The 19694-nt window shown below is 47.8% G+C and carries 17 protein-coding genes, 1 tRNA gene and 1 rRNA gene; 10 read left to right on the top strand and 9 right to left on the bottom strand.

Features of this window, described 5'->3' with window-relative positions; genetic code table 11:
- Positions 1 to 81: 81 nt before the first annotated feature.
- On the top strand, positions 82 to 1599 hold the full coding sequence (locus K9W43_07640) for a transporter substrate-binding domain-containing protein (GenBank protein MCF2137106.1): 1518 nt from the start codon (positions 82 to 84) through the stop codon (positions 1597 to 1599).
- A gap of 178 nt (positions 1600 to 1777) precedes the next feature.
- On the opposite strand, the gene K9W43_07645 is transcribed toward K9W43_07640, so the two are convergent.
- From K9W43_07645 to K9W43_07665, 5 genes are all read right to left on the bottom strand, one after another.
- Complete coding sequence (locus tag K9W43_07645; GenBank protein ID MCF2137107.1) at positions 1778 to 3067, bottom strand: Ni/Fe hydrogenase subunit alpha; 1290 nt, start codon at positions 3065 to 3067, stop codon at positions 1778 to 1780.
- A gap of 15 nt (positions 3068 to 3082) precedes the next feature.
- Positions 3083 to 3862 (bottom strand): hypothetical protein, encoded by a 780-nt coding sequence (locus K9W43_07650; protein ID MCF2137108.1) that lies wholly within the window; start codon positions 3860 to 3862, stop codon positions 3083 to 3085.
- A 1-nt stretch (position 3863) separates the two neighbouring features.
- Positions 3864 to 4715: an FAD/NAD(P)-binding protein gene (locus tag K9W43_07655; GenBank protein ID MCF2137109.1), complete on the bottom strand. Its 852-nt coding sequence runs from the start codon at positions 4713 to 4715 to the stop codon at positions 3864 to 3866.
- A complete protein-coding gene (locus K9W43_07660) occupies positions 4712 to 5743 on the bottom strand; it encodes a 4Fe-4S dicluster domain-containing protein (GenBank protein MCF2137110.1) in 1032 nt (343 codons plus the stop codon). Before K9W43_07660 ends, K9W43_07655 begins: the two co-directional genes overlap by 4 nt.
- A gap of 185 nt (positions 5744 to 5928) precedes the next feature.
- On the bottom strand, positions 5929 to 6495 hold the full coding sequence (locus tag K9W43_07665) for a chromate resistance protein (protein ID MCF2137111.1): 567 nt from the start codon (positions 6493 to 6495) through the stop codon (positions 5929 to 5931).
- 247 nt (positions 6496 to 6742) lie between these two features.
- Between K9W43_07665 and K9W43_07670 the strand changes: the two genes are divergently transcribed.
- Both K9W43_07670 and K9W43_07675 read left to right on the top strand, forming a co-directional pair.
- Positions 6743 to 7306, top strand: coding sequence for a hypothetical protein (locus K9W43_07670; GenBank protein MCF2137112.1), 564 nt, complete (start codon positions 6743 to 6745; stop codon positions 7304 to 7306).
- A 7-nt stretch (positions 7307 to 7313) separates the two neighbouring features.
- Positions 7314 to 7928, top strand: coding sequence for a SatD family protein (locus K9W43_07675; GenBank protein MCF2137113.1), 615 nt, complete (start codon positions 7314 to 7316; stop codon positions 7926 to 7928).
- A 97-nt stretch (positions 7929 to 8025) separates the two neighbouring features.
- Here the strand turns inward: K9W43_07675 and K9W43_07680 are convergent, their stop codons facing one another.
- The 3 genes from K9W43_07680 to K9W43_07690 form a co-directional block, all read right to left on the bottom strand.
- Positions 8026 to 8292, bottom strand: a complete 267-nt coding sequence (locus tag K9W43_07680; protein MCF2137114.1) for a hypothetical protein — start codon at positions 8290 to 8292, stop codon at positions 8026 to 8028.
- A 15-nt stretch (positions 8293 to 8307) separates the two neighbouring features.
- The gene (locus K9W43_07685) at positions 8308 to 8598 is read right to left on the bottom strand and encodes a hypothetical protein (GenBank protein MCF2137115.1); all 291 of its coding nucleotides are present in this window, start codon (positions 8596 to 8598) and stop codon (positions 8308 to 8310) included.
- A gap of 263 nt (positions 8599 to 8861) precedes the next feature.
- Positions 8862 to 10497: ribosomal RNA gene (locus tag K9W43_07690) — 16S ribosomal RNA — on the bottom strand.
- 644 nt (positions 10498 to 11141) lie between these two features.
- On the opposite strand from K9W43_07690, the gene K9W43_07695 reads away from it, so the two are divergent.
- From K9W43_07695 to K9W43_07725, 7 genes are all read left to right on the top strand, one after another.
- The gene (locus K9W43_07695; protein ID MCF2137116.1) at positions 11142 to 13757 is read left to right on the top strand and encodes a HEAT repeat domain-containing protein; all 2616 of its coding nucleotides are present in this window, start codon (positions 11142 to 11144) and stop codon (positions 13755 to 13757) included.
- A 325-nt stretch (positions 13758 to 14082) separates the two neighbouring features.
- A complete protein-coding gene (locus tag K9W43_07700) occupies positions 14083 to 14697 on the top strand; it encodes a hypothetical protein (GenBank protein MCF2137117.1) in 615 nt (204 codons plus the stop codon).
- A complete protein-coding gene (locus K9W43_07705) occupies positions 14694 to 14987 on the top strand; it encodes a winged helix-turn-helix domain-containing protein (protein ID MCF2137118.1) in 294 nt (97 codons plus the stop codon). Before K9W43_07700 ends, K9W43_07705 begins: the two co-directional genes overlap by 4 nt.
- Positions 14988 to 15024: 37 nt before the next feature.
- Positions 15025 to 15101 (top strand) — tRNA-Ala (locus K9W43_07710).
- A 252-nt stretch (positions 15102 to 15353) separates the two neighbouring features.
- Positions 15354 to 16127 (top strand): class I SAM-dependent methyltransferase, encoded by a 774-nt coding sequence (locus tag K9W43_07715; protein ID MCF2137119.1) that lies wholly within the window; start codon positions 15354 to 15356, stop codon positions 16125 to 16127.
- Positions 16128 to 16150: 23 nt separating this feature from the next.
- Positions 16151 to 16582 (top strand): OsmC family protein, encoded by a 432-nt coding sequence (locus tag K9W43_07720; GenBank protein ID MCF2137120.1) that lies wholly within the window; start codon positions 16151 to 16153, stop codon positions 16580 to 16582.
- Between the two features lie 73 nt (positions 16583 to 16655).
- On the top strand, positions 16656 to 17093 hold the full coding sequence (locus K9W43_07725; GenBank protein ID MCF2137121.1) for an OsmC family protein: 438 nt from the start codon (positions 16656 to 16658) through the stop codon (positions 17091 to 17093).
- Between the two features lie 23 nt (positions 17094 to 17116).
- Here K9W43_07725 and K9W43_07730 read toward each other — a convergent pair whose 3' ends face one another.
- Entirely contained in the window at positions 17117 to 19591 is a 2475-nt protein-coding gene (locus K9W43_07730) for a valine--tRNA ligase (protein ID MCF2137122.1), read from the bottom strand.
- Positions 19592 to 19694 lie beyond the last annotated feature (103 nt).

The raw sequence follows: 19694 nt of genomic DNA on the forward strand, positions 1-19694 counted from the left end.
TAAATACCAAAAAGACGAGCCATATGTGAAATGAGAACCTACAGGGGGCTATCCGTAACCGCCACTCTCTTGTGGATGGTAATGATACTCGCACTTTCAGTCATGTTCATGCCTCCCGTACATGCTCAAAACAAGACATGGATTGTTGGAATTGACAAATACTATCCGCCCCATGAATATTGGGAGAACGGCTCTGCGCAGGGATTCAATGCAGATGTGATCCGGGCTGTAGCTTCTAAGATGGGGCGTACAATCCAGTGGATACCCCTGACATGGAACGAAGCACCAACGGCCTTAGAGAATGGGACTGTAGAGAGTCTATGTATGTCTGTGACCGAGGAACGGGAAGACCTCTTTGATTTCAGCACACCAATCTTAAACCTCACTCTCAGAGTTTTTGTAAGAACCGATGTGACCGGAATTTTCTCCATTGAGGATCTTGCAGGCCATACGGTGGCCGTAGAACAGAACGATGTTGCACAAAAAATTCTGGAGACAAGAGTGCCAAATGCAACTATTGTCCCAGTAGATACACAAGAGGATGCAATTCTTCTGATGGCAAAAGGGGAAGTGACTGCCGCCTTCTGTAACGAGTATGCAGGAGTCTATGCAATAGTATCAAACAATATGTCTAATATCAAAAAGATAGGGGCGCCAGTAAGTATAGGGCCTCGATCAATTGCTGTAGCAAAAGGGAACACGGCACTTCTTTCAGAGATCAATCAAGGCATAGAACAAATATTCGAATCGGGGGAGTATGGAGAGATTCGAGAACGATGGTTCGGCACGGAGATCTTAGTCGAAACGCGCTCCGCGGAGGTCGTACGAAATGCGGCCATTCTATTGGGAATTGTGTCGGCGATTGCAATCATTCTGGTCGTATGGAACTGGACGCTCCAGAGCAGAATCGGATCGGTGACCGAGAAGTTGACATTGTTAGTAGATCTCTTCAAGCATGATCTTCGTAATATTGATCAGACACTGGTAGGGGGGCTCCAACTTTTGGAGTATGAGGGGGAGCTGTCCAGTAGCGGTAAAGAGATGCTAGCAATCGCGCTGAATTCGATAGATAGGTCACAAAGACTGACAAATGACTTTCTCACGATTGAGGCCTTGACTACAGGACGCATTACAATCCAGCCAATGAAACTATCTGCTGTCTTGAACGAGGCGATTCGTCGAGCCAATGGGCAAGATGCCAAGATTGATGCAGTCTATAATCATTCGGAGGACCTGTATATCAGGGGATGCGAACCACTCCCAGATGCCCTGTCAAGACTCTTGATCTATATTGCAAATATTGAGGGGACAACAAAATCACATAACCCCATAGGTATTGTGACCAAGGAACAGAGAAGCACAGCGCATCTCTTTATTGAATGCACAAAGTGTTCAATCCCAGTCCAAACCCATGAGGCATTTTTATTACGCTATCATGGGGCAAAACAGGTCGGGGTGGGGCTTGGTCTCTCATTGTTACATGCAACACTGGTTGCATGTGATGGGGACATCCGCGTGACCCAGAAGACGGGCTATAAAGAAGACACATCTACGATATTTCATATCAAGTTCAAAAAGGCTGCACCATCCTCCAGATAGCTATAGACAACAGTTTTCAAATTGAATGCAATGATGTCAAGCAAGTGACCAACAACTATGAACCGAATCAACATACATTATGCCAGCAAGTAGGAATGATAGACCTCATAATATTTGAAAAATAAATAGTTGACGAGAGGCACTGAGGCAAGACTGCCTCTCGTTCGGTTTGGAAGGACTACTCAAAGTCTACAGTCACAAGATGAGCACTACAACTGATACACGGGTCATATGCTCGTGCAACCATTTCCAGCTTGAGTTCAATGCCGTCCATCTCATTCTTGGCCAGTAAGGTCTCACCACTCTTTCGGATGAACGCTTCAATGTCATCAAGAAACATAGCAGTAGGAGTGATATAATCCGCATCAACGGTCACGCCATTCTCTATTGTATAATGATGGATAAGCGTGCCACGTGGGGCCTCAACACCACCAGTCCCAGTACCAGAGCCACGAGGAGGCTTGACAATCTTAGGGATTTCAGCAGTCAAGAGCTCATCAACAATACGCACAACATCTTCCAGTGAGAAGACTTGCTCAATGGCTTGGGCAAAATTGTTGTAGATCGGATTGCGATACCAGCGCTCATTGACGAGCTTGTCATACGCCTCCTTGGCCTTCCCCTTCAGGCGGTCCCCAAGATTCAGAACACGGGCGATTGCCCCCACTGTAAATGGTCGATCGTTGTAGGCACTGCGTTTGGCAAAGCTGTGACTGACAGTTCGCTCGATGATGACCTTCTTGTAATCCTCCAGTGGATACTCTTTGCCATCCGATGCAAGAAGAATATCACCATAGTAGTCATATTCACCGTGAGGCGGCTTGAGACAGATGAACTGTGTATCCCGCTCAAGATAATCTGGCACCTCAAGACCCGCAAGGATGTCGATAGTCGCCATGGCAAAGTCAAGGTGGTGAAGAGCCTCTTCCTTCAGTTCAAGAAGGGACTCACGACTTGGCAATTTTCCAAAGCCACCTAACACCGGATTCTCCCCATGGATCATTCTACCGCCCATGAGCCGCATGATCTTGTTACCAAACTTCTTGAGTGCAAGAGCATTCTGCACCACCTCACCAAACTTCTCGGCCATAGCTACTGCATTGTCATACCCAAAGAAGTCAGGAAGGGCAAGGAAGTAGAGATGCAGACTATGGCTCTCCAGCATCTCACCGTGATGCATCAATTGCCGATAGGTCTGAGTGACAGCAGGAACCTTGATGTCCAGTGCCTTCTCAAGTGCTCTAAGACTTGCGTATTTGTGGCTCAGATTACAGATTGCACAGATTCGGGGTACCAAGCTGAGGTCCTCTTCAGGGGTCTTTCCGATGACCAAGGTCTCAAAGAGCCGTGGCCCCTCGAGTATCTTTACCTGGACATCTTTAATCACATTGTCTTTGATTTCGACTTTGATGCCTCCATGACCCTCAACTCGGGCAAGTGGCTCAATCTCAATTTTCGTCTTTGTCATTAGAGAAACCTCCATCTATAGGTCCTTGATGTATTGGAGAATCTTGTGTCCTCCAAAGTTCCGAATCCGTCGAATCACCTCATCCTTAGTCATGCCAAAACTCTCAAGGAGCTTGACATGCTCATTGAAGTTCGCATCAGGGTTTGGGCCCCAGCATCCTACACAGGGGAGACCATGACTCGGACACACGGCACCACAACCACCCTGCGTAAGTGGTCCAAGACAGAACTTCTTGTCAAGAAGAAGACACTTGTTCTCTTGGAGCTTGCACTCATGGCACACTGGATGTGGGAATGGCTCCGGAGATGCACCATGGAGCAACCGTGAGAGAAGGGGCAATGCCTGTTTCGCGCTGATTGGACAGCCGGGGAGGTAATAGTCTACTGTGACAAATGCATCAAGTGGCTGACCCTCCATGGGGGCTGTGATGAATTTCATGTCGCCATAGACCTTTTTCATCCGATCTTTGAACGTGCCATCCTGCGCGTACATCGCTTGGACGCCACCGACAGTCGCACAGTTGCCGATTGCAACAAGAATCTTTGAACGCTTGCGAATCTCCAAGAGATGCTCCTTTTGCTCTTCCGTGCTCACACTGCCCTCAACGAGGGCTACATCCATGTCATCCTCAATAGGATTACTTGATGCCATGACAAAGGAGCGAATATCAAAAGCATTGAAGATGTCAAGAATCTCATCCTCACAATGGATGAGCAAGAGCTGGTCACCAGCACAACCAGTCAGACCATAGATTCCAACACGCGGTTTGGATTTATCAGAGCTATCGCTACTCATCTTAGATCAACTCCCTAAAGTGTAGTGTGTCCCAGTATGTGAATACAGGGCCATCCATGCAGGTATAGATATGATCCAATGCACAGTGACCACACTTGCCCAGTCCACATTTCATTCGTCGTTCCAAGGTCATTTGAATCTGATTCTTTGGCAGCTTGAGTTTTAGTAGCTCTTGAATGACGTATTTATACATGACAGGAGGACCACAGATGACTGCATTGGTCTGATGCGGGTCAATTTCCGGCAGTTTCGTAAAGAGCTTGGTGACAACTCCGACATCTTCGCTCCATTCAGTCGTCGCCTTATCCACGGTGTATAGACACTCGATGTCATGACGCTCCTTCAACTGAAAGAACTCAGTTCGGAAGAGCATCTCCTCAGGAGTCCTCACTCCGTACAAGAAGAACAGTCGTTCAAACTGATCACGGTTGTCAAGAACGTAGTAGAGGATAGACCTCAGGGGGATGACTCCAAGACCACCAGCAACGATAAGGATGTCCTTACCGCGCATCTGATCCAGATTAAACCCATTGCCGTAGGGGCCGCGGATGTAGACAACATCATTGTCACTCTTATTGAACAATGCCTCAGTCACTTTTCCCATTCTACGAATGCCAAGCTCCAAGATACCGGGCCGGCTTGGGGTAGATGAGATGGAGAAGGGCGCCTCACCAACACCAGGAATGGAGAGCATAAGGAACTGCCCCGGATTGTAGGTGAAGGTCATTGCGCGTTCCATATCTAAGAAACGGACCTGAAAGAACCGGTGATCCTCAATCAGGTCATACTGCCGAACGATACGAGCAGCCTCGGGCTGAAACGGGTTCTCATCAGAATGATTACAAACGGTCATTGAGCTGGCACCTCCATCTCGGTCAGAGCCTGAGCAACTGTCAGCACATTGATATCAACTGGACAGGTACGCACACACCTGCCACACCCGATACATGCGGGTTTACCATATTCATTGGCATAGGCCTTCAGCTTGTGTGTGTACCAGAGCTTGAGCCGATCCGCACGGGCCCCTCTGAAATTATGGCCTCCTGCAACAAGGCTGTAGTCCACAAACATACAACTGTCCCAATACCGTTCGCGGCGCCCCTTAGTATCCGGAGACACCTCGAGAACATCTGTGACCGTATAACAGTTGCAGGTTGGACAGACCATAGAACACTGACCACAGGAGAGACATTTGTCAGCAAAATAATCCCATATGGGGCTATTGTAGCTCAGTTCCATAATGTCAGGCATACTCTTGAAATCAAAGGATGCCTTGAACATCTTGTCACGTGCCTGCCGCCAGTCAATGTACTCTTCTATGTCATTATGAGTCACATTCTCATCAAAGTAGTCTTCCCGTTCAAGCACCATATCATGGCCCAGACTTGAACCAACCCAGACAAGATAGAACTTGCCAAGGTTCACAAAGAAGAGATCAAAGCCTTCCTCCACAATGTCTGTACCAGTACTCTTACAGAAGCAGCTTTCGCCCGGTAGGCAGGAATATCCGATGATAGCGGAATTCTCCCGCTGTTTCGCGTAGTACGGGTCTACAGGTCGCTCCATGAAGATCTCATCCAGCCTCAGTAGACTGTGAATCTCACAGGGAGGCACTCCAATGATCACTCGCTTCTCAATGGAAGAGTAATCAGGAGTAAAACCGTCCTTATCAAAATGGAACATGTCAAACTTCTTTGGGTGAAAGAGTTTTTTGATGGGAATCATTGGGCGCTCGCCATCAAAGACCACCTCATCAAACGCTTCCACCCGATCATACTTCAACACGCCATCTTTCTTGACGGGTCCATATATGGTTCCAAATTTGTTCAGGCTCTCTATGAACTCCTGAAAGAACTTGGGTTGCATCTTTAGTATTCGCACTTTTCGGCACCCAGCCTGTCTGAAACGTCTGTACAGATGCGGAATTATGCCTAATTAAGCGTAACTGGTCATGTTACAAAATGAAAGATATATGGAGAAGCATGTGTGGTTTCAGAATGCAACTAGGCAATTTACGAACGTTCACGAACATTTCTAAGAGAAAAAAAATCGGTCGTATGACCGATTTATGTACTATATACAAGAGGTGTCAAGAGCTTGGACGGGAGTTCGGCGATCTTTTTCTTAGCGAATTCTTGGCGCTCGCCTCGTGATTTGAGTTTCTTCATCTCATCAGCGTATTTCTCTTTGATAATCTCATACTGGAAGTACGCATATAGTGCATCATAGAGTGGAAACTCAATCTCCAGTGCCTCGTGATCCGACTTCACCAAGAAGGGCGCGCCAACTGCTACAAGCTCGAGTGCCCAAGCACGTGGTTCTGCTTCAGGACCACTGATGTCAGCCGCGCGAACTATCTTGCGGAGCCTCTCAAGTGCAGGATCATCCGTGAGATTATATTTTTCCACTATCGCATCAAAGGTACAGTGTTTTTCTCCGTCGCACTCATGATGGTCAAGTTCAACATTAGTACCCGCATCATATGGAATAGCTCCGGTCACCTCAACGAAGTGATCGATCTCTGCAGTGGTTGGGAGAAATACGAACTGTGCACGGGCATCGATGAAGCGCCTGATCAGCCAAGGGCTTGCCACCCTATCAACATGTACGTAATCACGTGTAACCCATAGCATAGTATACACCAAGGTGATGAAATCGGTCAGACTAAATACGTGTTTCGTATCAGACGACAGCAAAATAATACACCTTAATCTGTGAACTGTAGCCACTTCCCAACTACACTATCCACAACTCAAGTGATCAAACAATTCAGTCGTCATATACAGAGTGTATCTTTTCGGTAAACTTAAGTGCGAGTTGACCAAGTATGTAAACATCCATCATACTTGTTGACAAATCCAACCATTTACTGGTGAGCGCATGAGAAAACTATCACTATCAGTCACAGAAGGCTCCTATCTTACCACTGCTGTCAGCATCATCATTCTGATTGCGAATAGATACATGCTACAGACACAGACCTTACCAGAGATTCATCAGCTCATTACAATCAGTTCAGGTGCCGTATTGATAGTAGCACTACCATATTTGGTCATTGAAAAAATATATCACTTCATCAAGAATAAGGCTATACCGTCCACGGCCTCAACACAGGGGGGCCAGGCTAGTAAGCCAAAATCCATAGAATGTGGGGGATTACAAGGTGGAGGAGCCCTTATAGGAGCCTGCGAGAGATTATTAATATTCATTGCATTTCTAATTGCATCCTATGAAACAACTTTGTCATATATGTCGATCATGAGCTTCCTCTCAATAATAGTGGCCGGCAAGGCAATCTTTCGTTATTCCATTGGATCAAATCAGATATCTGATCAAATTGACACCAAAGCGTGTGCGGATTGGCATATACTTGGCACCTTAATGAGCATGATTTGGGGCCTGCTAATAGCATGGATAGTGTTCCATTTTTTAATGGTGAGGTAAAGGGAAGTTGATCGCCGTAATTGCAGACCTCAAGGAGTCGAGAAAGACCAAGACAAAAAAGAGGGAAGCTATCGACAGAGAGTTACGGGACATATTAGATGAGACCTACAAACGCTTCCAGAAGCACTGTAGTGCAATTCCGGAACTGACGCAAGGGGACAGCATCGAGTTACTTGTGACAAGCTGGGAGCCAATCATTTTTCTATTCCATCGCATTATGATTGAGAACATAGATTTCCGAGTCGGAATCGGGACTGGCAAGATCATCGTCCTCAGAAAAAAAGCGGACGAATGCGATGGCCCGGCCTTCTGGAATGCAAGAGAGGCCTTGAACGAGGCAAAACAAAACAGGTACATGCCTAGCATGGCAGGAATCAGGCTGGCCGAAGACACCACCGATAAAGAGAAGAACACCGCAATCAGCTCGATCTTGTTCCTTACGACACTTCATGGAATGACTCTGAAACAATTGCGCTGTTGTTTTTACCATCTGTGGGAGAAAAAACGAGTGTCTCAAATTGCGGAGATCATGCAGACTACAAAGAGCAATGTCAGCAAGATACTGAACAAGACTCCGTGCTATCTACTTGCGAAGATTCTCGCATTGAGGGAACGAAACTAAAAATGCGAGTATGTATGTGACAATTAGTAGCAAATCTTGCAAATGAGGAACAGTCGGTAAAACTGAAGTTCTTGTCAGAATATTTTTTGTAGATAGTCTATGCGAGTACTTCAATTTCAGGGGTTATCCATATTTTATGGATACTTTCTGCATTGCGAATGTGAGTGCCGATGGCAATCCGATCGTGATAGGCAATTCCTCTTGTTAATAATAGAGTCAATAGTTCATCAAGAACATAATTAGTTGTGATCATCACACCAAATCGGCCGGACCTGATAGTATCCATTGATTCAATCATTTGATTATGATCACGTGATGTGGACACATGATACGCATAGAATGCACCAGTGTCAACAAAAATCATCTATGCCGACCTCACTCATTCGCCATAGAGATATACATCATGCTTGTCGGCTGGGTCATCATCTGTGACTGGACCTTTCACATGCAGTCCGAATATTCTATCAGATGGATTAATCTTTGCCAGCCTCAGATTTGCTTTCGCCGCTTCTAAACTCAGACCACTACCATGCCCATTCAAATCAACTACGATCAGACTATTCATTCCGTCGGACCTGGAGTCATGCAGACGCTTACGTTTATGAGATGTTTTCTCAGCGGATAACTCTTCAACGGTAGCAGGATCCCCATCATCGGCAAATTTACTCATATTGGTTCAGATCTAATAACCACTGTAACAATAAAAGAGTTCACATATTAAACTGTATTACCGCTTGAAACTTTGATTTATCTGCCAGACATCAGCAGGCAAGATCCCAGTCCATCACCGCACTTGACCAAGTCCTAATTGATGTAAATAAAGAGAAATGTGAGAAAATGAGAGGGTGGCTCAACAATGCACGGGGCAAACTCCCCGTCACTCCATCCCGTCACCTGTAATTCATTCCACGCTCTTGATTGGCGCGGAGTCGTAGGAGGTGATCCATCCGCAGCTATAGCGTTGCGCCACGAAATGTGACGCAATATAGCGCGTAACTACGAAATGTAGTCCGTTTTTAGCTAGAGTCACGAAATGTGACTCTAACCGCTACGGATACCTTGTTACGACTTCTGCCCACTTGCGGGCCCAAGATTCGCTATCGCCCAGAGGACGACGTCTCACCCCAGACCCGCTCGCGTGCAGCGACGGGCGGTGTGTGCAAGAAGCAGGGACATATTCTCCGCGCGTTGGTGACACGCGGATACTAGGGATTCCAGGTTCACGCGGGTGAGTTCCAACCCGCGATCCCAACTACGACCCGGTTTCACGATTGACTTCACCTTTCGGTGTTGTTACGTATTGTCCGGGCCATTGTAGCACGCGTGCGGCCCCGCCCATATCGCGGCATACTGACCTACCGTGGCCCCCACCTTCCTCCGCCTCATCGGCGGCGGTCTTCCTAGTGTGCCCCGTCGGAGCCGAAGCCCCCGGCTGGCAACTAGGAATGGGGATCTCATTCGTTGCAGCACTTAAGCTGATACCTCACGGCACGAATTTACGATGGCCATGCACCAGCTCTCAGCTCGTCGAGCAAGATCATCAGTCTGGCTCTCATTCGGCTGTCTGGGCGGGTAAGCTTTCCGGCGTTGAGTCCAATTGAGCCGCAAGCTCCACCCCTTGTGGTGCTCCCCCGCCAATTCGTTTAAGTTAGCTGTTCGACTAGGCTTTGACTGAGAGTCGCAAACCTAGAAGAAATTCAGCCTTGCGGCCGTACTTCCCAAGCGGCCCGTTTAACGTTTTCACTGCAGCACTGCAGCGGCTCGTGGCCGTGCAACACTTAACGGGCATCGTTTACGCCCAGGACTACTCGGGTATCTAATCCGATTCGCTACCCTGGGTTTCGTCCCTCACCGTCGGGTACGTTCTCGACGACCGCCTTCGCCACTGGTGGTCCTCCATAGATCATAGGATTTCACCCCTACCTATGGAATACCGTCGTCGTCTCCCGTCCCCAAGCAGGGCGGTATCCCTACCAGGCCGATCGTTGGGCGACCGGATTTGAGCAGGGACCTACCGAGCCGGCTACGGACGCTTTAAGCTCAATAAACATGGACACCACTCGAAGAGCTGGTTTTACCGCGGCGGCTGGCACCAGCCTTGCCCTCTCCTTTCTAGCGGTCCGACTTAGGGATCCGCCACAGATGGAGTTATCCCCCATCACTCGGCTTGGCCCACTCACGCTTGCGCGCATTGGTGAGGTTTCGTAACTGCTGCACCCCGTGGGGCTAGGGCCCTTGTCTCAGTGCCCTTCTCCGGGCCACGACTTACATCGCCCGTTCGGGTCATAACCTAAGTGGGCAGTTACCCCACTTACAAGTATGATCCGGTGCCGCCCCGTCCTGTGGCGGAGAGCCCCACATACCTAGGACTTCCATTTGAGGGAGGCATCATTTCCAGAACGCCGCCCCTATGGGGAATTAGCGCCAGTTTCCCGGCGGTATGCCCCTCCACAGGGTAGGTTAGCGACACTACTGAGCCGTTCGCCACGGACACGGATGCGTGCCCGTACGACTTGCATGTCTTAACCCCAAGCCGATAGCAGTGTCCTCTAGCACGATCAACTAGAGTTGATCAACCAGATGAATTGATCCGCATGTGTAGCCTGGCAAGGAAAACAGTGACCTTTCTGTTCACTCAATCAATCATCAGAGATGAAGAGGTGTGAGCGAAATAGGTCATGTAACTACACAGCATAAAGCACACGTTATACACATAACTTGGTGAAGTACAGGATGACGGGATGGCGGGGAAGCTCACCCCTATTCTGTACACTGTTGAGCCTATCTTAGACCTGAGGGGATTCCGACACGAACATAATGAGGCGTCGGTCTATCTCACGTCCGCATGAATATTGACGCATCTGGAAACCACAGACCATCCTAGTGCCCAAGAGAGGGCCTCCGGTGTGACACCGTTAGGATGCGACACAAGACTCTAGCGCGAGCAATGCGAATAAAAACCTTTCCAAGGTGCACAAATATGTACAACTAAACATTTGGGGAGCAATACAACGGAGTGGATCGGCTGTAGGTGAGGTAAAAAGATGAGTCTACATAAGCCGTGGTTGAATGTATCACGAAAATTGAGGATGCGGAATCAACGAGACGGAAGAAATTGCCAGAGTAGGAGGCGTTAATATGGAGGGAGAGGTATGAGAGCCAGACGGCCACCAACATAATGGAGACCGATGAGTAAGTGTAGAGGCGCATATAGTGACAGATTTCCACAAGTATCTGGAAGACCTGATTCGTGGAGTGGCCCATGAGGCCGAGAGTAAACTAGCTGCTGAACGAGAAGCATTCACGTTTCCAACGGCACGCCCGCAATGGGCGCCACCAAGACCCTATGATATCGAGCAATTGATCATGGACTGGAAGATGGACCTGAAGGGCGAACATGTGGATGCCTCATCGACATTGTTGCTGACGGTAATTGCCCCGATACTGAAGCGGGTGGTTTTGCATGCAGCCGATCTGGACATCAAATCGGTGACTGATGGAGATGGCCAGCCCCTGCAATGGGAGATGGATCCTGACACGACGACAATGACGGTATACTTGGAGAAGGAGGTTGAACAAGGGGAGAGCATCACTCTGAAGTTCGAATACGTGATCGACCATCCTCGCGGAGGACTACACTTTACGAATCCGTGTCCAGAGTTCCCGGACATCGAAACCAGCGCATGGACCCAGATGCAGGACGACTTTGCACGCTATGTGGTGCCGATCTATGATAACCCTAGTCACAAGTTCCCAATAGAAACAATAGTGACCGTTCCCAAGGGATATTATGCGATGAGCAACGGGTATCTCAAAGAACGCACCGAGAACGCGGATGGGACTGAGACCTTCCACTGGGTACAGAAGGAACCGATTCCGGCATATCTGATAACGGTGGCAGCCTCAGAGTACGTTGAATACAAAGAGGATCTTGATGGTCTTGAAGTGAGTTATTATGCACACAAGAGATGGGACCGCGAGACCGTATATCGCTCCTTTGGAAAGACCCCCGACATGATACGATTCTATGAGTCAAAATTGGGCGTCAAATTCCCGTGGGCCAAGTATGCACAGGTCACGGCTGCGAACTTTATCATTGGCGGGATGGAGAACGTCAGTGCCACGACTCAGACCGACGCAACTCTGCATGACGAGAAAGCGCATAAGGACTATCAGTCGGATGGGTTGGTGTCGCATGAGCTCGCCCATATGTGGGGTGGTGATCTAACTACCTGTAGAACATGGTCTCATGGATGGTTGAATGAGGGCTGGGCCACACAGATGCAGAATGAGTGGAAGCGCCATGATCTCGGAGATGATGAGTACTTCTACGAACAGTACGGTAAACAGACCGCATACTTTGATGAAGACAAGAACAAGTACCGAAGACCAATCGTTCAGAACAAGTGGGAGCGCGGATCGGATGTCTTCGATAGGCACCTCTATCCGGGAGCCGCTTGGCGGTACTATATGCTCAAACACCTTGTAGGCGAGGAACGCTGGTGGAAAATACTTGGGGAGTGGCTTCGACGGAACTCCTTCAAGTCTGTGTACACACATGATCTTGAGGCGCTCTTTACAGAAATGACAGGTGAGGACTACGGCTGGTTCTTTGAACAGTGGCTCTACAATGCAGGATATCCCGAGTGCACTATCAAATGCTCGTATGACGAGGATTTGGGACATGCTCTTGTGACGATCGAACAGACCCAGAAGAGCGATGATGGCATGACTCCGGAAGTGTTTCGGTTTCCATTGACGGTCGAGTTTGTTTCTGAAAATGATGAGCGGTCTCGATATACAGTGCAGGTGTCAGAGCGGGTACACAGTTTCTATTACCCTGTCACCAAGAAGCCAAAACAGATCGTCGTTGATCCGGACTATGCAGTACTGATAGACGCGAAGATTGAAAAACCAGAACCCATGTGGATAGAACAGCTACTTCATGGCACCAATGTCGTGCAACGGATCAAGGCTGCACTGGCCCTTGGCAAGAAACCGACACATAAGGCAATAGAGGCATTAGGAGAGGCACTTGTAAAGGATCCATTTTGGGGGGTTCAGGCGGAGATCGCAAAAGTGCTGGGATCCATCAAGACCGAATCCGCACTAGACGAGCTTCTCAAGGGCATACAAGTGCCAGACTCAAGGGCTCGTACCGCAGTTGCAACAGCTTTAGGACAGTACTACAAGAATGATAGAGCCTTTGACGCACTTGTCAAGATGCTGGAAGACAAAGACAGCTACTTTGTTCCATCGGCCGCGGCCGCATCTATAGGGAAGACCCAACACGAAAAGGCCTTTGACATACTTCAACAAAAGATAGGGAACGCACCTCCTAGCTGGCACAACCTTATCCTGCAAGGACTTCTCAATGGAATTGTCAATACGGAGAGAGAAGAGGCCATTGACATTGTCAAACAGTATATGCCACCAGGTACAGACGACTTCGTCAGAAGACTTGTTCCTCCAGCTCTTGCACGGCTTGGAAAACGGTATAGGAGAGAACATCCAGAGATCAAGGGAGATCTAGCACAGCTACTTCACGACAACTCGTACCGCGTGCAGATTGGCGCGCTTCTCGCCGCAAAGGATTATGAAGACCCCTCATTAATCCCAGATCTTGAAAAGATTGCAGACACTGCTGTGGAGTCTATGGTGGTACGATATGCCCGAGAGGCAATTCGTGCCTTGAACAAAAAGAAGGACAAGACAGAAATCAAGGCAGTCCGTAAGAGCATTGAAGAACTCGAACAACAGAACCGAAACCTCGAGGACCGACTTGCCAAGATTGAGGCCATGCTCAAAGACGATAAGACGAAAAAGTGAACACAAGAAGAGTGATGGAAGGGCGGGATTGACCCCGCCTTCATCGCAGCAGTTGTTGTCCCCTGCCGCTTGTTGCAGTCGTCGGTCTCTTCCATCATAGGTAAATCAATTCCATGGCCAAGCGCGCCCATTATGATTCGAAGAGACCATGGAATTGCTACAATGAAAGTATGGTAATGTCAATATAAAGCAAGAATGAACGATTGAGATAGATGAATCATACAGTCACAATTATTTGACGAATACATCCCAATATGAATCAAAAGACGATTCATACAATCGTATTATAGCCTCCCAAGACCTAGATGCGAACAGGCGATACAGCATGCAGGAACCAATGATAGCACTAATCAGATTCGACCTCCTTCTTGAACTAGTGGCGGGTATAATGGCCCTTGCTATCAGCCACTATTCAAACATGGCATTCAAACTGACAGGCCAGAAAAGACTCTCCGATCTTTCGACAGGGTTTTTGGTCCTATCTACAGCCATGATCGGACGAGTGATTGGAGCCATATATTTTGCAGCAGTCGGCGGATCGTTAGACATGCTGGCATTGGTTGCCTTAGTATACGGTATGTTGAAGGTGCTAGCGTATCTCATATTCCTGGTATCTACACGACCATCTCGTGGTGCTCCCGGAAAGAGCGAAAATTTAGCGCTATTAATGGCCCTTCCAATCCTCATTGATCCAAAGCTAGACCTCATCGCAATCATTATTCTAATTATGGTAGTGCTTCAGGCGTTGATGAACTATCTCTCAGTTCGCACACGCTATGCGCTCTATGTGCTCGTGGGATTTATCCTACTACTCCTGAGCCATATTGAGAGTGCCATTGCACAACTTAATTTTCAGGGATACCTGTTCAGTCAGTTTCTACAGTTTCTGGGTCTTACGGCGTTTCTGACAATGCTTGTTAAGGCTGGAAAAGAAGAATGAAATCCAAGAAATCCTATCGCTCAAAGATGCGCATCCTTGCAGACATGATGCGCGCCATTCGCGATGAGGGGGAAGAAGGAGCTGGACCAACACGAATTCTCTACAGCGCAAATCTATCACACGACCGCCTCAAGCAGTATCTCGAAGAGCTGATTGAGAAGCGATTGATAGAAGTACAAACAAACGACAAGAGCAATACAACATACATTCTGACAGAGAAAGGAAGAGAGTTCCTTCGAGAGTTTGTCAAGATCGAACACTTCTCCGAGGCCTTTGGTATCGAAATATGAAAGGTTATAAGCCAAATAGAAGTCTGACCTTCGACATGGGCCGGTAGATCAGTCCGGCAGATCGTCTGGTTCGCATCCAGAAGGCCGCGAGTTCAAATCTCGCCCGGTCCACCATATCTTATTCTGCCATAAGAGCCGATTTATCTATAGAACATATTAGAGCCGCATGGCCGAAGTCCTGTGTATGAGAATCAGGACAAAGTGTATGTAGCACATGCATCAAGTATGAAGAGAGTCATAAAGATAGACTTGGCACCAACAGACAGGATGCAACCAGTCATCGAGGAAACTGCTAAGAGAACATATAGACGTTGGGAACAAACATAGTATGGCTCAATATAATGAACCGAATCAGAGGCATCAGATATGAAAGAGAAGATCATTCAACAGTGGGAAGCAAATGCGGATGCATATACGCGCCTCATTGATGGAAAAGGAACACCACATCAACGGATAATCCTCTTACCTAGTATAAGACGACTGATGGGAAACGTTTCAGGAAAAGATTTGCTGGATGCAGGCTGTGGTGAAGGCTACCTTGATAGGCTACTCGCCAAAGAGGGGGCGAATGTGACAGGTATAGATATCTCAAGTCGATTGATCAATACCTGTATAGAGCGGGCTAAGGAAGAGGGACTTCAAATCCGGTATAAGGTGATGGATGTCTGTGATCTCATGGAGATTCCACCAGGCTCGTTTGATGTGGTTCTCAGTAACCTTGTGCTCCTAAATGTACCGTGCCTTGATATTGCTCTCAAAGGCTTCTACAGAGTACTGAGGCCTGACGGTGTAGCGATAGTTTCAGTCGTGCATCCCGCATTCAATTTCTATGGTCCGGGAAAATGGGAACTTGGTGAAAAGGATCCTGCTACAAGACGCAGAAGGGGAATCCACTTTATAGTGAATCACTATTTTGAGGAGATGCCATATGAGATATACTGGCGGACTCGTGATGGAGAGAAGTTTCCACAACCAATAACATTCTTCCATAGAACATTTTCCAGTTATTTCAATGCCGCGCTGAATGCAGGATTCATAATCGATGCGATGGAGGAGCCAATACCCGAAACCGAAGACCCCTTCTTTGAACGAGAGAAAAGGATCCCTGTCTTTTTGTCATTGAAACTGAGGAAACTATAGAAAACATGAGAGAGAAGGTCACAATGGAGAATGAAACAAAAGAGTTCAATGTTCGAACCAAATGGATCGAGGGGCCGAGGGGGGAGGTGATTGTTGACGGTATGCAATCAATCCAGACAGGAATGCCTCCCAAGTATCACACACCAGAGCATCTCCTTGTGGCTGCTGTTGCCGTCTGCCTCATGAACTCATTCGTCTACTTCACAAAGAAGATGCACATTAAGTTCGTTGATTTTGAAGTGGAGGGAAAAGGAGTCCTTGAAAAAGTTGGAAGAAGTTTCGAGATCACAAGAGTCTATCTGAGTGCCAGAGTCACAATTGATGATGACCAATTGAGGCAAAAGTTTGAGCGAGCCCTTGAACTGGGAGCAAAGTATTGTTTTGTGGCAAATAGTCTCAAGGCCACTGTTGAACACGAACATGAGATCGTGGTGGTGCAAAAAGGCAATCATTGATGCCGAGCAAAATAAATAGCCAACACCCAAACTCTTTTTCTAAGTATAGAAACTTGATGTGATGGTGAAAATTTTGACTGAAGACTCTCACGACTATGAAGTAAGGATCGACTGGACCCATGACAGGATCGGCGATCTCATCATCGAAGGAAAACCAACAATACAGATTGCCACACCACCACAGTTCGATGGTGGAGTACCCGGAATCATCTCACCTGAAGACCTCTTTGTAGCATCAGCAGCCACATGCGTTATGACGACTTTCGTCACTTTTGCCCAAAAATTGAGGTTCGACTACAAGGCGTTCTCCTGTAAGGGGATTGGCCGAGTAGAACGGGCCGAGAAAGGGTTTCTGTTCACTAAAATCGTGCTCAAGGCCACTGTTGTAATTGAGTCAGAGGATCTTAGACATAAGGCAGAGCGAGCCCTCGAACTTGCTGGGAAATACTGTCTTGTCTCCAATAGTATGAAGTGCGAAGTTGAGCACGAGAATACTGTTGTTGTCGAATAAGTACCGGAACGCCTAGGTAAAGCCTAGGCGTCATCGGTGATCTCAGGAGGTCTCACAAAGACAGACCCATCTGCCTCTTCAAGAGCCACTTCGACCAGACCACTCTTTTTCTTGGGTGAGCCAAATCGAATCTCTTCAATTCCGTGCATGGCTTGAAGGTCCTTGGCCCACGGTTGGAGGGCCTTAGGTACATACGCCTCCGGGAGCCCTTGACGCAGCGAGATACCTGCCTCTCGCTTGTATTTCCAGAAAGCACCATTCACTTGAAGAAGCAAGTTCGTATGTGCTGTCAAATCGGAGACCCACGATTTATTGACAGAGGGGTATGGCTCTCGATGTATACCATGCTCATTGTATAATTCACGGTAGATTTTGTCAGTGATGAATGGAGTGATCGGTGCCAGAGCCCGGAGAATTGTACGTAATGTCTCATGAAGGACAAACCAGCCGGACTTCTGTTCGGCCTCGCCAAATTTCTCCTCGCTATTGAAACACCGACCCTTGAGCATCTCCAGCACATGATCCGCAAAAAAGCTCCAAGTGAAACTACGAACTGCTTTTGCAGGGCCATGAAAATCCAACGTCTCACAGTCAGGGAGAATCGTCTCGACCATCTTATTTGTCTCTGCAAGAATCCACTGATCGACCGGGGTCAGGTCTTTGAAGTCAATATCCTCGGGAATCGGGAACATAGAAACGAACCTAGCGATGTTCCAAAGCTTTGTCATAAATCGGGCAACACCACTAAGCCGTTCTTCTGAGAAGCGAATATCACTACCGAGTCCCGCCTCGAGAACGCCAAAGAGTCGCATTGCATCAGCACCATACTTCGCAATAATGGGACCGGGAGGCGGGGAATTGCCCTTTGATTTAGACATCTTTATGCCATTCTCATCAACTACATGTCCTGATACCCAGACCTCCTTGAAGGCAGGCTTATTGAGAAGCTGATAGATGCGAAGGAGCGAGTAGTAGAGCCAAGTACGCACAATCTCCTTACCCTGTGGTCGAATGATATTACCAAAGGCCTTGTTGAAGAGATCATCATCACGTAGATAGCCAGTGATGTATAATGCACTGATTGACGAGTCCATCCAAGTATCGAAGGTTCGATCCTCCCCCCGGAATCCCTCAGAAGCCCCACACTTGGGACACTTGTTGAAGGGTGGGTCCTCCCGCCAAGGCTGATAATATCGAATCTCATCGTTCTCGGGAACCAATGCCGCGCCACAGGCGTTGCAATACCAAATAGGAAGCTCCGTGCCGTAGTAGCGACGCCTACTAATCGGCCAGTCTACTGAAACTCGATTGATCCAGTCAAGTAGAATCTGGCGATGGAATGGGGGGAAGAAGGTCGTGTCTAAGGCAATCTTACGCAACTCTTCAACAAACTCTGTCTGCTTCAGATAGTATTCATCCATCGCAATAAACTCGATAGGAGTATTACTTCTCCAGCAGAGAGGCACTCGTTGGACAGTTGGTTCCTGCTTGTAGAGGAGGCCATTTGCCTTGAGATCATCGATTATCTTCTTGCGTGCATCACGAACGGGCATTCCCGCATAGGGTCCTGCAGCCTCAGTCATAGTACCATCTGGGGAGATGGCCGCTATGGGTTTTAGTGCAAAGTCCCTGAAGGCCATGACATCAGCCATATCACCATAGCTGCAGACCATCAGAGCACCAGTTCCAAAGTCCATCTGAGCAGTCGCACTCTCGAGTATAGGCACTTCAAGGTTGAACAGAGGCACCTTTGCTGTTTTCCCAACATAATCGCTGTATCGTTTATCATCAGGATGAATGAATACAGCACCACATGCACAGAGCAGTTCAGGGCGCGTGGTTGCAATCTCTAAGGGTTTGAGACCCTCTACCTCAAAATAGAGGTAGTTGAGTGTACTGGGGCGTTCAGTATATTCAACTTCTGCATCTGCAATAGTTGTCCCACACTCATAACACCAATTATTTGGCCTGTAGTCGGTATAGATCAGACCACGTTTCCAGAGATCAATAAAGGTTGCTTGAGTGATAGCCCTATATTCCGGACTGTCAGTCTGGTAACTACCTTCAGGATCATACGTATTGAACCCTATACCAAAACGCTTGAAGGCATCAACGACCTCTTCTTGATATTTATCAAGCTGCTCTCTACATTTGGCAACAAACTCGTCACGAGGCGTTGTATGCATACTCATTCCGAATTCTTTCTCAACCCTGAGTTCGACGGGCAAGCCATTTCGATCAACACCAAGCGGAAAATTCACCTCTAGACCCTGCATTCGGCGGTACCGTGCGATGATGTCAATCTGCGTATAGTGCAACATCTGACCGAGATGCACATTGCCTGAGAGATACGGGGGAGGCGTATCCACACTGTAAATCGTCTTACCGGAATCAGGGTTAAATGCGTGTGTTTTTTCTCTCGACCAAATATCGATGAGTTCCTCTTCAGATGTAGGTTTCCATCTCTTTGAGGTGAGTGCTGGTTTGAACTTACCCAATGTGATTCAGTCTCCTTTGAGAAAGGCTCTGCTTGCAGGCCTTGACAAAATAATATGCTAAAAGAGTTTCTGGCTAATACAAGTTGACCATTCGCACAGTCTT

The organism is Candidatus Thorarchaeota archaeon, assembly GCA_021498125.1.
GTDB lineage: Archaea > Asgardarchaeota > Thorarchaeia > Thorarchaeales > Thorarchaeaceae > B65-G9.